At 68.7% G+C, this 13,908-nt stretch carries 15 protein-coding genes; 5 read left to right on the top strand and 10 right to left on the bottom strand.

The window, feature by feature from the left end; translation table 11 throughout:
• Positions 1 to 27: 27 nt before the first annotated feature.
• A complete protein-coding gene (locus AB8M46_RS17505; RefSeq protein ID WP_394360758.1) occupies positions 28 to 564 on the top strand; it encodes a carboxymuconolactone decarboxylase family protein in 537 nt (178 codons plus the stop codon).
• Between the two features lie 468 nt (positions 565 to 1,032).
• Here the strand turns inward: AB8M46_RS17505 and AB8M46_RS17500 are convergent, their stop codons facing one another.
• Positions 1,033 to 1,956, bottom strand: a complete 924-nt coding sequence (locus tag AB8M46_RS17500; protein ID WP_037332085.1) for an alpha/beta fold hydrolase — start codon at positions 1,954 to 1,956, stop codon at positions 1,033 to 1,035.
• The gene (locus AB8M46_RS17495) at positions 1,953 to 2,861 is read right to left on the bottom strand and encodes a diiron oxygenase (RefSeq protein ID WP_037332087.1); all 909 of its coding nucleotides are present in this window, start codon (positions 2,859 to 2,861) and stop codon (positions 1,953 to 1,955) included. Before AB8M46_RS17495 ends, AB8M46_RS17500 begins: the two co-directional genes overlap by 4 nt.
• Positions 2,862 to 2,911: 50 nt before the next feature.
• On the opposite strand from AB8M46_RS17495, the gene AB8M46_RS17490 reads away from it, so the two are divergent.
• Both AB8M46_RS17490 and AB8M46_RS17485 read left to right on the top strand, forming a co-directional pair.
• Positions 2,912 to 3,679 (top strand): TetR/AcrR family transcriptional regulator, encoded by a 768-nt coding sequence (locus AB8M46_RS17490; RefSeq protein ID WP_038519016.1) that lies wholly within the window; start codon positions 2,912 to 2,914, stop codon positions 3,677 to 3,679.
• The gene (locus tag AB8M46_RS17485; RefSeq protein WP_016331491.1) at positions 3,676 to 4,002 is read left to right on the top strand and encodes a DUF4873 domain-containing protein; all 327 of its coding nucleotides are present in this window, start codon (positions 3,676 to 3,678) and stop codon (positions 4,000 to 4,002) included. The genes AB8M46_RS17490 and AB8M46_RS17485 overlap by 4 nt, the downstream gene beginning before the upstream one ends.
• A 112-nt stretch (positions 4,003 to 4,114) precedes the next feature.
• On the opposite strand, the gene AB8M46_RS17480 is transcribed toward AB8M46_RS17485, so the two are convergent.
• The 3 genes from AB8M46_RS17480 to AB8M46_RS17470 all read right to left on the bottom strand — a co-directional run bounded on the left by AB8M46_RS17480 (position 4,115) and on the right by AB8M46_RS17470 (position 6,454).
• Complete coding sequence (locus tag AB8M46_RS17480; protein WP_394360757.1) at positions 4,115 to 5,395, bottom strand: heparan-alpha-glucosaminide N-acetyltransferase domain-containing protein; 1,281 nt, start codon at positions 5,393 to 5,395, stop codon at positions 4,115 to 4,117.
• Between the two features lie 114 nt (positions 5,396 to 5,509).
• The gene (locus tag AB8M46_RS17475; protein ID WP_005167610.1) at positions 5,510 to 5,740 is read right to left on the bottom strand and encodes a DUF3107 domain-containing protein; all 231 of its coding nucleotides are present in this window, start codon (positions 5,738 to 5,740) and stop codon (positions 5,510 to 5,512) included.
• 60 nt (positions 5,741 to 5,800) lie between these two features.
• Positions 5,801 to 6,454, bottom strand: a complete 654-nt coding sequence (locus AB8M46_RS17470) for a ferritin-like fold-containing protein (RefSeq protein ID WP_037335764.1) — start codon at positions 6,452 to 6,454, stop codon at positions 5,801 to 5,803.
• Positions 6,455 to 6,917: 463 nt separating this feature from the next.
• Here AB8M46_RS17470 and AB8M46_RS17465 point away from each other — a divergent pair, with 463 nt between their 5' ends.
• Together AB8M46_RS17465 and AB8M46_RS17460 are read left to right on the top strand one after the other, a co-directional pair.
• Entirely contained in the window at positions 6,918 to 8,516 is a 1,599-nt protein-coding gene (locus AB8M46_RS17465; protein WP_378428762.1) for a DEAD/DEAH box helicase, read from the top strand.
• A 36-nt stretch (positions 8,517 to 8,552) separates the two neighbouring features.
• Positions 8,553 to 9,947, top strand: a complete 1,395-nt coding sequence (locus tag AB8M46_RS17460; protein WP_378428763.1) for a hypothetical protein — start codon at positions 8,553 to 8,555, stop codon at positions 9,945 to 9,947.
• A gap of 41 nt (positions 9,948 to 9,988) precedes the next feature.
• Here AB8M46_RS17460 and AB8M46_RS17455 read toward each other — a convergent pair whose 3' ends face one another.
• From AB8M46_RS17455 to AB8M46_RS17435, 5 genes are all read right to left on the bottom strand, one after another.
• Positions 9,989 to 10,633 carry a hypothetical protein gene (locus AB8M46_RS17455; RefSeq protein ID WP_125732580.1) on the bottom strand — a complete coding sequence of 215 codons (645 nt, stop codon included), beginning with the start codon at positions 10,631 to 10,633 and terminating at the stop codon, positions 9,989 to 9,991.
• A gap of 119 nt (positions 10,634 to 10,752) precedes the next feature.
• Positions 10,753 to 11,091 carry a hypothetical protein gene (locus AB8M46_RS17450; protein WP_037332099.1) on the bottom strand — a complete coding sequence of 113 codons (339 nt, stop codon included), beginning with the start codon at positions 11,089 to 11,091 and terminating at the stop codon, positions 10,753 to 10,755.
• A 34-nt stretch (positions 11,092 to 11,125) separates the two neighbouring features.
• On the bottom strand, positions 11,126 to 11,986 hold the full coding sequence (locus AB8M46_RS17445) for a PD-(D/E)XK nuclease family protein (RefSeq protein WP_037332100.1): 861 nt from the start codon (positions 11,984 to 11,986) through the stop codon (positions 11,126 to 11,128).
• Positions 11,987 to 12,401: 415 nt separating this feature from the next.
• Positions 12,402 to 13,031 (bottom strand): MarC family protein, encoded by a 630-nt coding sequence (locus tag AB8M46_RS17440; protein WP_016331481.1) that lies wholly within the window; start codon positions 13,029 to 13,031, stop codon positions 12,402 to 12,404.
• On the bottom strand, positions 13,028 to 13,891 hold the full coding sequence (locus AB8M46_RS17435; protein ID WP_037332102.1) for a PHP domain-containing protein: 864 nt from the start codon (positions 13,889 to 13,891) through the stop codon (positions 13,028 to 13,030). The genes AB8M46_RS17440 and AB8M46_RS17435 overlap by 4 nt, the downstream gene beginning before the upstream one ends.
• Between the last annotated feature and the right edge of the window lie 17 nt (positions 13,892 to 13,908).

The raw sequence follows: 13,908 nt of genomic DNA, 5'->3' as shown, positions 1-13,908 counted from the left end.
CGCGTTGCCGATCCGCGAGGAGTCACCATGCCGCATATCGCGCTCGACGAGAACCTTCCCGGCATCACCGCCTTGTTCGCCTACCGGCCGGAGACGGCGGCGCCGCTCGGGCAGCTCGCCGAGGTCCTGCTTCGCGGCCCGAGCAGCCTCAGCGTGGGCGAACGCGAACTGATCGGCGCCGTCGTCTCGCGCGGCAACGACTGCACGTTCTGTTCACGCAGTCATGCCGCCGTCGCCGCCGAAGCGCTCGAAGGCGGCATGCCGGTCGTGGAGGCGGCGTGGAAGGACGTCGACGACGCCCCCGTGTCGGCGAAGCTGAAGGCGCTCCTGCATGTCGCGCTCGCCGTTCGCGAAAGCGGGAAGGCGGTGGGCGAAGACCTGATCGAGACCGCCCGCGCGGCGGGCGCGACGGACGTCGAAATCCACGACACGGTCCTGATCGCGGCCGCGTTCTGCATGTTCAACCGCTATGTCGACGGGTTGGCCACGCTCGCCGTCGACGACCAGGACGCCTACCAGGAGGCAGGGGTCCGGCTCCTGGCGAACGGCTACACGTCCCTCTGAAGAGAGCAAGGGACCTTTGCTACCACCCGCGCCGGCCACACGTCGCGAAAGCCACTTGGCCCTGTCTGGGCGGTTATTGAGGGGCGGTCACTTTCCGGGCAGCATAGGCCCGCTTTATGCTTGTAAGTCCGGTTTTGCGGGGAGTCGTGAGTGGTAAAGAGGGTTAGAACGACCATCGCCACTCACGACCCCCGGGCAATACTGCGCAAAGTACCCAAATTGGACGCCTTGATCTCGAGAATTATCCTTTTAGGACAGTCTGAGGGCACGATGCTGGATCTCAGTGACGAGCCGCTCGCGCCGCCGACTCCATCACGCGTGTCGTCCGCCTGATCCCACGCACCTTCCCTTCAGGCGAGCACAACCACCTCACCCGGGACCCTGACCTGCAGAAAGAGAGCAAGGGACCTTTGCTACCACCTGTCTCAATGTCGAGAGAAGTGGTAGCAAAGGTCCCTTGCTCCCCTTTCAGACCCTCGCGGCGCGGCGGACAAGCGCCGCGATGCGGTCCGAAACCTCCTGAGCCCGTTCCTGCGGAAGCATGTGCCCCGCCCCCGGATACCGCACGAACTCGGCCTCCGGCAGCTCGTCGGCGATGACCTTGGCGTGCGGCGGCGGGCAGAGCCGGTCCCGCTCCCCCGCCAGCACGATCACCGGCTTGCCCTGCAGCGCGGCCAGCGTCACCCGGCAGTCGTGCCGCGAAATCGCGTCCTGGAATCCCGCGACGCTCGCCGGATGCGCGCACAGCAACTGCTCGGCGACCGAGTCGACGTCGGCGCGCTGAGGCCGCCGCCCGAAGACGAGCAGCCGCGCACCGGGCCGCACCACCGACAGCGGCAGCGGCAAGGCGTCCCGGCGGTTCTTCGCGAGCAGCTTCGCGAGCCTCCGTTCGAACCTCGCCGCGCCGCTGCCCGCGATCCCCGGCAGGCCGAGGGTGATCCGGTCCATCTCACCGGACGACGTGGCGACGAACGCGACCCCTGCGACGCGCCGGGCCACGAGATCGGGATGCCTGCGGGACAGTTCCATGATCGTCATACCGCCCATGGAGTGTCCGGCGAGCACGATCGGCCCGTTCGGGACGCGGTCCTGGATCAGCTCGGCGAGGTCGTCGGCGAGGGTCGCGATCGTGGCCGTCCCCGGTTTCGCCGGCGCGGAACCGCCGTGGCCGCGCAGGTCGTAGCGCAGGGTCCGGACGGAGTCGCCGAGTCGCGACACCACGCCGTCCCAGGTCCGATGGTCCTGCGTCCAGCCGTGCACGAGCACCAACGTGAGCTCGGAGTCGGCGGGCCCGCTCGTCTCGACGTGCAGGGCGGTGCCGTCACCGGTCACGAACCGATGTTGCCGCGACGGGTCCCACGAGACGGCGTCGCGCTGCTTGACGCTCCTCATCGCTTCCCCGGCAGCAGGAAGGACTTGCGCCAGAAGTACATGCCCGGTTTGCCGACGAGGCCGGATTCCTGAAGGAACGGCATGATCTTCTCGCCCGCCCACTGGATGCTTTCGCGCCAGTTGGGATTGTTCAGCGCGGCCTCGACGCCGTCACGCGGACGGATGCCGACGGCCTTGTAGACGTTCGGGTTGATGAAGGCCCGGGTCACGAAATACGAGACAAGCGCGATGATGAACTGCTGATAGACGATTTCCTTCTTCGACAGTTTCGCCATCCCGCGAGTCACCTCTTCGCGGGCGAAGGTGACGTGCCGGGCTTCTTCGAGCACGTGGATCCGGTTGACCATGCGGACCAGCGGCTGGATGTCCGGGTCGTTCATCTGCTCGCGCTGAAGCCGGTCGAGTACCTCTTCGGCGACCAGGATCGCGCCGTAGCGCGCGGGGCCGTAGCTGATCGCCGGCATCAGTTTCGCCAGCCGCCGCAACCACGGCACCGGCCCGTAGGACGGGCAGCCGATCCGCGAAGCCATCCGCGCGAACATCGTCGAGTGACGGCATTCGTCCGCGATCTCGGTCAACGCGTACTGGGCGTGCGAACTGGTCGGGTCCTCTTCGTAGACCTCCTTGAGCAGCATCTGCATCAGGAGGATTTCGAACCACAGCCCGGTCGTGGCGACGCTGGCGACCTCGTGCTTGCCGAGTTCGATGCGCTGCTCTTCCGACAGCGAGTCCCACAATTTCGTGCCGTAGAGCGAAGAACGGTGTGCCGGGATGAAGCGCTTCCCGTCGACGAGCGGGGCGGTCCAGTCGATGTCGACGTCGGGATCGTAGAACTTGTTCGCGGAGGACTTGAGCAGCCGCTCGGCCGTCTTCTCCCGGTCTGTTTCCTTCAGCGCCCGCGTCATTGCCGACACACCCCTATCTGTAACTCGTGGTAACAGTTACCTCTGGTAGCATGACTGGGGTGATCGAACGTGTCAAGCGCAACAGCAAGCAGTCGAGCAAGCACCCCACGGCGGGTGAGGCCGACACGGGCGACGCCCGCCGCGACCGCTGGCGCAAGCACCGGATCGCGCGCCGCGCGGAGTTCGTCGAGGCCGCCCTTCGCGCGCTCGACACGCACGGCCCGGACCTCGGCATGGAGGACGTCGCCGCCGAAGCGGGCGTCACGAAACCTGTGCTGTACCGGCACTTCGACGACAAGGCGGATCTGTACGTCGCGCTCGGGCAGCGCGGCACGGAGATCCTCTTCCAGCGGCTGATCCCGGCCATCAACTCCGAGCTCGCCCCGGTCCCCCGGATCCGGATGGCGCTCGATTCCTTCTTCAGCGTCATCGAGGAGCACCCGAACCTGTACCGCCTGCTCGCACGCGGCGGCCTGCAGGAGAAGGTGGTCGTCAAATCCGACGTCGTCGCCGAGGACAAGGAACTGATCGCCACCGCGCTGACCGCGCTGCTCGGCGACTACATGCGGATGTTCAACATGGACTCCGGCGCCGCCGAACCGTGGGCGCACGGCATCGTCGGGATGGTGCAGAGCACCGGCGAATGGTGGCTGGACCGGCGCTCGATGGGCCGCGACAGCGTCGTCGAGTACCTGACGCAGATCATCTGGGCCGCGATCGACGGCCTCTCCCGGCAGCAGGGCATCGTCATCGACCCGAACCTGCCGCTCGAAGAGAACAAGGTCGTCCAAATGCGGAAGGAATCGGAGGCACAGTGAGCGAGCACGACGAAGACGGTTACGCCGGCGAAGCGGTCCTCGTGATCGACGGGACCGAGATCGCGACGACGGTGGATCTGCGGGGCTACTTCCAGCCCATCGACGGGTACTACCGCTGGTACGGCCGCGTCGCCACCAACGAGCAGGTGTCCGCGGCCGCCGGCGGCAAGAAGACCGCCGTCGAGATCCGCGCGGGCGAGTACAGCGCGAAGGGCGAGCTCTCCGACCCGGACCCGTGGGACCGCTACCGCATCATGGGCACCAGCACGCCGCCCTTCCACGTGCCGACCAGCCTCGAAGAACTGAACGAACTCAACGCCTGACCAGGCGGAAGTACATGAAGGCCCTCTTCCTTGCGTCTAGCGCGAGGAAGGGGGCCTTCATGTACTTTTCGTGAGCGCGGGGAGCAAGGGACCTTTGCTACCACTTCGCAGGTCAGCCCCGCCTTTGGGCAGGTACGCGGGCAGCGGGCACCAGGTACTTCGGCCAGCTCGACAGCTTGTTCATCGCCCATTCCAGCGGCCCGCGCCCGACGAACTTCCGCCACAGCACCGCGGCGGTCAGCGCCACCACCGAGAACTCGACGAAGTGCAGCACGCTGAAGATCGAATCGCCGTCACTCTCGTCCCACAGCAGCGCGATCGCCACGAAATGCAGCACGTACGCGCTCAGCACCCGCCCACCCAGATCCGAAAGCGGCCGCAGCACGCGCTCGAACTTCGGCATCAGCAGCTGGCAGCCGCCGATCACCGCCGCCGCGATCCCGATCGAGATCAGCAGGTCGAACGGCGTGTACGAGGTCCCCGTCGGCAGCAGCTCCCAGGCCCAGCTGGTGGTCGGCGGCGTGCCGTGGATCCAGGTCTGGTGCAGCCGCAGGAATTCCGGCGGCGTCATGCCCATCTGCGCGGCGGCCGGTTCCAAAGAACGGTAGATCGCCTGCATGCCACCGAGAGGCCCGGTCGCGAGCCACGAAACGAAATACCCGCCCACCGCGAGCGCCGAACCGCCGAAGAACAGCCGCCGGCACACGCCGCGCGAGGTCAGGTCCATCCGCCCGATCGCCATCCCGGCGAACACGTACGCCATCAGCGTCAACGCGGGGAACGTGCCGGTCAGGACGAGGACGGTCGCGGCCTTCAGCAGCCCGGTCGAGGTGACGTCGTCCGCGGTCAGGTCCGGCGCGAAGAACAGCAGGTCACGGGGAAGCAGCTGAGCCCTGATCACATGTGAGAGCAGTGGACCCACCACGGCGACGGTCACCGCCGCGATCGCCAGTGTCTTCGCGCCCGCGCGCAGCCACGGGATCGCGAAGAGGAAACAGGCCCCGTAGTAGGCCAGGATCACCATGTAGCCGGTTTCGAGGCTGGTCAGCCACAGCCCCAGCGCCACCAGGAGCGGGGCGCGGGTCGCCAGTTTCAGCGCGACACGGGTCCGGTCGCGGCCCTCTTTGGGACGGCGTCCGCCGGACATCAGCGCGATCGAGACCCCGGCCAGCACCGCGAACAACGCGGCGGAATGGCCTTCGAACGGTTTGAACAGCACCCCGACGCCGCCTTTGGCCGGATCGGGGCCGACATGCACCGCGTACATGCCGAGAACGGCCAGGCCGCGGGCGACGTCGATACCGGTCAGCCGCCCTACGGCCCGTTTGCCTTGGTCGGGAACAGTGCGCACGCCGTCGACCAGCGCGCGGTCCATCACAGTGACGCCGTCCACCTCATTTCTCGGCTAGCCCCCTGCCGTCCCCGCCTTAGCGTGACGATCAAATCTGAGAGCTGGCTGAGACGCGGCGGTGACGCCACTGTGACATCCGACTACAACCCGATCGGGTTAGCCACCAACAGCGAAGCCGACCTTGCGAACATCCGACGGCGCGATCTCGACGTAGGCGATCCGGTCGGTGGGCACGATGTACTTACGGCCCTTTTCGTCGTCGAGGCGGAAGATCCCGTCGCCGGCCCTCAAGGCGTTCGCGACCAGTTCCTCGACCTCGTCGGGCGACTGGCTGCTGGACACCACGAGCTCCCGCGGCGTGTCCTTGATGCCGATCTTGACCTCCACGTGGGACCTCCGCTTGAAAGTTCGAAATTTACTGGTGCGCCAAGGCTAGCCGAAGTGACCTCAGCCGAGGCCCAGCACCTGCATGCGCTTGGTGTGCCCTTGCTGCAACCGGCGGAAGAGCGCGGCGATTCCCGAAAGGTCTCCCGAGCCCTCGACGATCAGCTCGGCGAGCCCGTCCCGCTCGGCGACGACGTACTGGGCCTGCGTCAACGCCTCTCCCAGCAGACGGCGGCCCCACAGCGCGAGCTTGTCGCGCGCCTTCGGGTCGGCCTCGATACCGGCCGCGACTTCGCGCTCGGCGAACGCGGAATGGCCCGTGTCGGCGAGCACGGTGAGCACCAGGTCCTTGGTCTCGGGGTCGAGCCAGCTGGCCATCTCGCGGTAGAGGTCCGCGGCGAGCCCGTCGCCGACGTAGGCCTTCACCAGGGACTCGAGCCAGGAACGCGGCGCCGTGGAGGCGTGCCAGGCGTCGATGTGCCCGACGAAGGGCCGCATCGCGTCCTCGATCGCGACGCCGTGCCCCCCGAGGTGCTTGGCGAGCAGGTCGTAGTGCCCGATCTCGGCGGCCGCCATCGACGCCAGCGCGGCCCGGCCGGACAGCGTCGGCGCGGTGCGCGCGTCCTCGGCCATGCGATCGAATGCGGACAATTCCCCATAGGCGAGTACGCCGAGCAAATCGACTACGCCTTCACTGATCTGCTTTGCCTCGGTCACGGCGGAAAGGGTATCGCCGAACACACCCGCCGGGTCCGGAAGAGACCGATCCCACGCCGGTTGGCGAGTCGGGGGCTATCGAAAAACCGCAGATCAGGTAGACTGGCCGCCGGATACGACGGATCTTCCGTCCCGGATCGGGACGCCGCTGCGGCTGAAGGACAGCCGGTGTGGCCCCGGTCAGCACAAGAATGATGTGCGTGCACGCCATCCTGCGGCATTCCCACGAAGGGCCGCTCCAGCGCCAGTAGCGCGGAGCCCGAGCGAAATTTCGTGGTCGAGTGTCGATCGGTGACCAGGGCAGTGCGCGCTGGTCACGAGAGAGGCGAGCACCCTGACCACGAACGAAACCACAACCGAAGAGAACACCACCACCGGCGTCCCGGAGGCCGTCGCGCTGGAGCACAGCGAGACCGGTCCGGCCGCGCTGGACACGTCGCACCCGCTGCAGGCGGGCGCCCCGGTGGAGCCCGAATCCCCCACCTTCGCCTCCTTCGGCGTGAAGCCGGAGATCGTGAAGGCCCTCGGCGAGGCCGGCATCGAGCGCACCTTCGCCATCCAGGCGCTGACGCTGCCGCTGGCCATGGCCGGCGACGACCTGATCGGCCAGGCCCGCACCGGTATGGGCAAGACGCTGGGCTTCGGCGTCCCGCTGCTGCACCGCGTCGAGGTCCCCGGCGACGGCACCCCGCAGGTACTGGTCGTCGTGCCGACCCGTGAGCTGTGCATCCAGGTCGCGAACGACCTCAAGGGCGCGGGCAAGCACCTCGGCATCCGCACGCTGGCCATCTACGGCGGCCGCCCGTACGAGCCGCAGATCGAGGCGCTCCGCAAGGGCGTCGACGTCGTCATCGGCACGCCCGGCCGTCTGCTGGACCTGGCCGAGCAGCAGCACCTGGTGCTCGGCAAGATCCGCGGCCTGGTGCTGGACGAGGCCGACGAGATGCTCGACCTGGGCTTCCTGCCCGACATCGAGCGCATCCTGCGGATGGTCCCGGACGCGCGCCAGACGATGCTGTTCTCGGCGACCATGCCGGGGCCGATCATCACGCTGGCCCGCACGTTCCTGAACCAGCCGACGCATATCCGCGCCGAGGAGAACGACGCCGGTGCCATCCACGAGCGCACCACCCAGTTCGTCTACCGGGCGCACTCGATGGACAAGCCCGAGCTGATCGCCCGCGCGCTGCAGGCCGAGGGCCGTGGCCTGACGATGATCTTCACCCGCACCAAGCGCACCGCGCAGAAGGTCGCCGACGAGCTGGTCGAGCGCGGCTTCGCGGCCGCCGCCGTACACGGTGACCTGGGCCAGGGCGCCCGCGAGCAGGCACTGCGCGCGTTCCGTTCCGGCAAGGTCGACGTGCTGGTCGCCACCGATGTCGCCGCCCGCGGTATCGACATCGACGACGTCACGCACGTGATCAACTACCAGACGCCGGAGGACGAGAAGACCTACGTCCACCGCATCGGCCGCACGGGCCGCGCGGGGCGTACCGGCGTCGCGATCACCCTCGTCGACTGGGACGAGGAGCCGCGCTGGAAGCTGATCTCCGACACCCTCGGCCTGGACAAGCCCGAGCCGGTCGAGACGTACTCGTCGTCGAAGCACCTGTTCAGCGACCTCGGCATCCCGGAGGGTACCACCGGGCGCCTGCCGCTGTCGAAGCGGACCCGCGCCGGTCTTTCGGCCGAGGCCGAAGAGGACCTGGGTGGCAAGCGCCGCGGCCGTGGTCGCGCCGCCACTGACGAAGAGGCTCCTCGCAAGCGCAACCGCGCGCCGCGCAAGCGGACCCGCGGCGGTGCGAACGCGGCCGCCAAGATCGAAGCGGCGGACGCCGCCGCGGCGGCTTCGGCGGAAGGCACCGAGGGCGCGGCCGCCGAGACCTCTTCGGAGGGCCGCACGCGGACCCGTCGCCGCAGCCGCGGTGCCGCGAAGCCGAGCCCCGAGGTCAGTGGTCCGGCGGTCGAGAAGGAGGCGGGCGACAGCGCCGAGCGTCCGGCTCGCCGACGCCGCCGTCGCCGTCCATCGGCGACTTCTGATACACCTGCGTCGGCAGACTGAGGTTTTCAGACCGCAGACGTGGGGAGCTAGGGGCACGTGAGCGAACGCTGGGACGCCGCGCCGGACAACGAACCGGCGCGGCCCGTGCCCGCCGATCCCGAGCAGTCGAACGGCGGCGAGCCGGAGACGGCCGAGAACGCGATCGGCACCGAGGACGTGCTGGACGCCGACCCCGCTCAGCCGGTGGCCACCGAGCCGCCGCTGGGCGGGAAACGCGCCCGGCCCTCACCGTGGAACCGCAAACGGGACCGCGTGATCGCCGCGGCGATCGTCGTGGTCGTCGCGGTCACCGGCGTCGTCATCGGCGTGACCAGCGACAACGCGGCCACGGTCGCGCAGGTCGCGACCACCCTGCCGCCAGGGCTCCCGCCCGCGCCGGCGCAGGTTCCCGGCTCGTTGAGCGAACTGTGGCAGGCGCCGAGTGCGTCGACCCCCGTCCCGATCGGCGAGGCCAACAGCGTCGTCACCGCCGACAAGGGCGAAGTACTCGGACGGGATCCGTACACCGGCGACGTCCGCTGGCGCTACTCGCGCGATCTCGAACTGTGCACCGTCGCCCTCGCCGGGATCAAGGTGGACGCGGTGTACCGCAAGGACACCGGCTGCAGTGAGGTCACCCAGCTCGACGCGGGCACCGGGCGCCGCACGGCGCAGCGCAACGGCGACGCGGAGCTCGGCACGAGGCTGGTCGTCGACGGATCGCACGTCACCACGACCGGCAAGAAACTGCTGAACACCTGGCGCGACGACCTGGTCAAGAGCATGGAGTACGGCCAGGTCCCCGCCATCGTGAACCCGAACAAGCAGCCGAGGACGGGCTGCACCTACGGCACGGTGGCCGCCGCGGCGGGCAAGATCGGCGTGATCGAGCGCTGCCCCGGCGACCCGGCCGACCGCTTCACCGTCTACCGCGCGACCAACGACGAAGCCGACGACCCGAAGGTCGACTACAGCACCGTGCTCGCCGGGAAGAACGCGAAGGTCGTCGCGATGTCCGGCGATCTCGCGCTGATCGTGCTGCCCGAACAGAAACTGCTGGTCATCTACGGTGGCGACGGTCTGCAGAAGTCGGCGTATCCGCTCGACGTGCCCGAGGCCGAGATCACGCAGGATCCGGTGGGCGGCGTCATGACGACGTCGTGGACCGCGCAGGGCGTCTACTGGTTCACCGGCTCGAAGACCATGGCGTTCTCGCGGGACGACCTCACTCCGCGCTGGACGCTGAACAACTCGACCGGTCCGGGCGTGACCTTCGGGGAACAGCTGGTCGTGCCCATCCAGGGCGGGCTGGCCGTACTCGACGAGACGACCGGCGCCACCATCCGCACCGTCGGTGTCGACAGGCGCGGCTACACCGGCCCGGTGCTGCTCTCCTCGGTCGGGCCGGTGCTGCTGGAGCAGCGCGGCCCCACCGTCGTCGCCCTCAAGTGACCGGAGAGTGGTAGCAAAGGTCCCTTGCTACCGGCCCGCCGTCATCGCGTCGTCGTCGAGGTCTTGCTCCGCAGCCGTCCGATTTCCTTCCAGCACCACTTGCCGCCCTCGGAGGCGAGCTTGCCGGAACCGCTCCGGGCTCGTCCTTCGACGGTCACCGTGACTGTCACCGTGTACTCGGTTTCGGAGACCTTCGTGACTCCGTCGAGCGTGGCGCTCGAAACGTCGTTGACGCGCTCGATGGACTGAACGACATCCTGTTCCGCGTCGCTGCACTTGAGCGCCGTCAGGCCGGCCTTGTCGTGGGCGTTGATACCGTCGACGATCGCCTGCGCGGTGCCTTCGGGGCCCGCCGCCTTGTCGGCCTTGTCGTCGCCCAGGAAGAAGCCGGGAGCGACGAATCCGGTGATACCCAGGACGATCACCACCACGGCCGCGGCGGCGATGCCGACGATCAGGCCGGTCTTGTTGTTCTTCGGCGGCGCGGGCGGCCCGCCGAACCCCTGGGGGTACTGCTGGTTCTGACCGTAGGGCTGCTGGCCGTAGCCGGGGTACTGCTGCTGTTGCGGATACGCGCCGCTCTGGTCGTAACCGCCCTGCTGGTACTGCTGCCCTGGGTATTGCTGTCCCGGGTACTGCTGCCCGCCTTGGCCGTCGGGCTGTCCTGGCTGGGGTGGGTAGGTCATTTCAACGGTGCCCTTCGTCCTCGCTGCGGGGCAGCGTGTTCTCCACGACGTGCCCAGTGAGCCACAGTTTCGCAGGGGAGGAAGGGGTTTTCGGTCGAACTGGCACTTTCCTGCCGTGGTCAGCTCCACCAGAACAGGCTCAGCGCGGCCGTCACGCTCACCACGACACCGAGACCGGCGAAGCCCGCGACACGGCCATTACGGGTGTCGGCGACCCGCTGTGCCAGCAAGGCGAGGACCGCCGCGACCGGATGTCCGATCAGCATCAGCGTCCCCGGCCCCGGCGCCCCGGTGAGCAGGCAGATCCCGGCGATGGCGAGGACGCACACCGCGAGCACGACCATCCCGGCCGCGAGCGATCCGGTCAGCCCGCGCCAGAACCGGCCGCGTTCGGGCGTCTTGGGCTCGTCCGCGGGCGGTGGGGTGGTCGCGAGCTCTTCGGTGTCCGGTGACGACACGTCCTCGCCTGTCCAATCGTCGGGTTTCGAGAATCTAGGGCGCCAGCAACTCCCACGGCTGAGCCGCGGGACCGGCCTCCTGGCCCGCCGCGCAACTGGGCCGGAAGTCGCACCATGAGCAACGGCGGCCCGGGCGTGCCGGGAACAACACGTCCTCGTCGCCGCCGGCGTCCAGGGTATCCGTTGCCAGCCGCAGGTCCCCGGCGGTCTCGTCGGCGCGTTGGAGATGCCGCTTGAGGCTCTGCTCGGTGTGCTCGGCGGCCGCGATGGTGCCGGTGGGCACGTGGTGCAGCTCGACCTGGTAGCACGGCGTGCGCAGGGTCCTGGCGGCCGCGACCGCGTACAACGCCAAGGCCTGCGACGAACGTGCCTCGTACTCGTCCGGCTCACGGCGGCCGGTCTTGTAGTCGATGATCACCAATTCCCGGCCACGCTGATCGATCCGGTCTGCGCGGCCCTCGATGATGAGGCTGGGCCCGCTGCCCGGTTCGAGCGTGACCGGCGCCGAAACCCAGCGCTCCAGCCCGACCGGGTCGACGCTGACGTCGTTGTGCTCGACGTACTCCGCGACCCAGGCCTTGGCCCTGGCGCGGTACCGGGCGGCCTGGTCGGCGTCTTCGAACCCGGCGTCCTTCCAGTGTTCGGCGACGAGCGCCATCGCCCGCTGCGGCACGCGCTTGACCACCGGCAGGTCGAACAACGCCCGCAAAGCGTTGTGCACCACCGCGCCCAGCGTGCTGTGCGCCCACGCGCCGGTGCGTACCGGGGACGGGCGGTCCAGATACGACATGCGGTAGCGGCGCGGGCAATCTTCGAACGTCGCGAGGCGCGCGGGCGAGACCTTCGTCAGCTTGCGCGGCGCTTCGACGCCGAAGTCGAAACCAATCTGCTCCATCGGATCACCCCGCGCGCAACGCTACGCACCCCCACCGACACTTTTCGAGGGGATCCCCGCCGAAGGGAGCAAGGGACCTTTGCTACCACCCGCGGCCGGGCGGTGGTCCGCACGGGGGCCGGGTGGGTCGGGCGTGCAATGAAAGGCTCTTTCCTTGCGAAATTTGCGAGGAAAGAGCCTTTCATTGCATCAGGCAGGCGGGAGCGCGAGGCGGGAGGAGCAAGGGACCTTTGCTATCGCCGCACCGCTGGGCCAGGTACCGGAAGGGCCCCTTGCTCGCGCCTGGCTCCGTAAAGGACCCTAAGCGGCAGTCCGTGAAGGCCTCCTTCCCTACCCTCAAGGTAGTGAAGGAGGCCTTCACGGCACGCCTGCGAAGCCAGAGCGACAGCAAGGGAGCTTTGCTACCACCCGGCCGTCACGTGCCCGAGATGAAGCCCTTCACCGAGTTCGCCACCAGCTCGACCGCGATCGCGGCCAGCAGCAGACCGGCGATCTTCGCCAGCAGCGTGATCCCGCTTTCCTTGATCAGCCGGATCACCACACCCGAGTACCGCATGCACAGGTACAGCACGAAGTGCACCGTCACGATCGAAAGCGCGAGAGCCACGTACGCGCCGACGTGGCCATCGGCCTGCCGCACGAAGACGATGGTCGCGGCGATCGCGCCCGGGCCCGCGAGCAGCGGCGTCCCGAGCGGGACGAGGGCGACGTTGACGTCGTCGCCCGCCGCCTCGGCCTCGCCGCCGGTCTTGCCGGTCAGCAGTTGCAGCGCGATGAGCAGCAGCAACAGCCCGCCCGCACCCTGCAGCGCCGGGATCCCGATGCCGAGGTAGGACAGGATCGCCTGTCCAGCGACGGCGAACAACGAGATCACCAGCAACGACACCAGCACCGCTTGCCGCGCGGCCTTGGCGCGGAACGCCACCGACTTGCGGCCGGTCAGGCTGAGGAACACCGGCACCGTGCCGGGCGGGTCCATGATGACGATCAGCGTGATCGTCGCGCTCATGAACAGGCGTGCGTCGAAGAAGTCCGTGATCGTCACCGGGTCACGACCTGATAGCCGGTGGACCGCGCGACGAGCTCTTCGAGCGCGAGCGGATCGGTGGTCTCGTCGCCGAGGTCGATGGTCTTGTTCGTGCCGTGGTAGTCGCTCGACCCGGTGCGCACGAGCCCCAGCTCCCCCGCCAGCCCGTGCAGCCGGACGCGGGTCTCCTCGTCGTGGTTCGGGTGGTCGACCTCGACACCGGTGAGCCCGTGCTCGGCCAGCCCGGCGAGCACGTCGACGCTGATGGTCGCCCCGCGCGTGTAAGCGAAGGGGTGCGCGATGACGGTGACCCCGCCCGCCTCCGCGATCATGTCGATCGCGTCCTCCACGAGCGTGTCCTGCCGCGCCACGAAGTATCCGCTGCCGTTGCCTAGATAGCTCGCGAAGGCTTCGTTGACCGACGAGACGACACCGGCACGCACCAAGGCCTGCGCGAGATGCGGACGTCCGGCGGAACCGTCCTCGGGAAGCAGCGACATGACCTCGTCGGGATCCACCGGGAGACCGTCGGCGGCCATCCGTTCGGCCATCACCCGCAGCCGCCAGCGCCGCTCCGACCGCAGCCGGGTCTGCTCGGCGACGACCGCCGCCGACTCCGGGTCGAAGAGATACGCGAGCAGGTGGACGCTGATGTGCCGCCCGGTCACCGGGTCGACGGAGATGGTGGACAGCTCGGCGCCGGGCACCAGGGTGAGCCCCGGCGGAAGTGCCTCGGCGGCCGGGGCCCAGCCGGCCGTGGTGTCGTGATCGGTGATCGCGACGACGTCGAGGCCCGCCTTCGCGGCGGCGGCGATCAGCCCGGCAGGGCTGTCGGTACCGTCGGAGGCGGTGGAGTGGGCGTGCAGGTCGATGCGCATCGCGGATCAGTATCGAC

It is taken from the genome of Amycolatopsis sp. SB7-3 (genome assembly GCF_041021335.1).
GTDB classification, from domain to species: domain Bacteria; phylum Actinomycetota; class Actinomycetes; order Mycobacteriales; family Pseudonocardiaceae; genus Amycolatopsis; species Amycolatopsis japonica.
The sequence above is the reverse complement of the archived record's forward strand: the minus strand, read 5'-3'. Positions and strand labels throughout refer to the sequence as shown.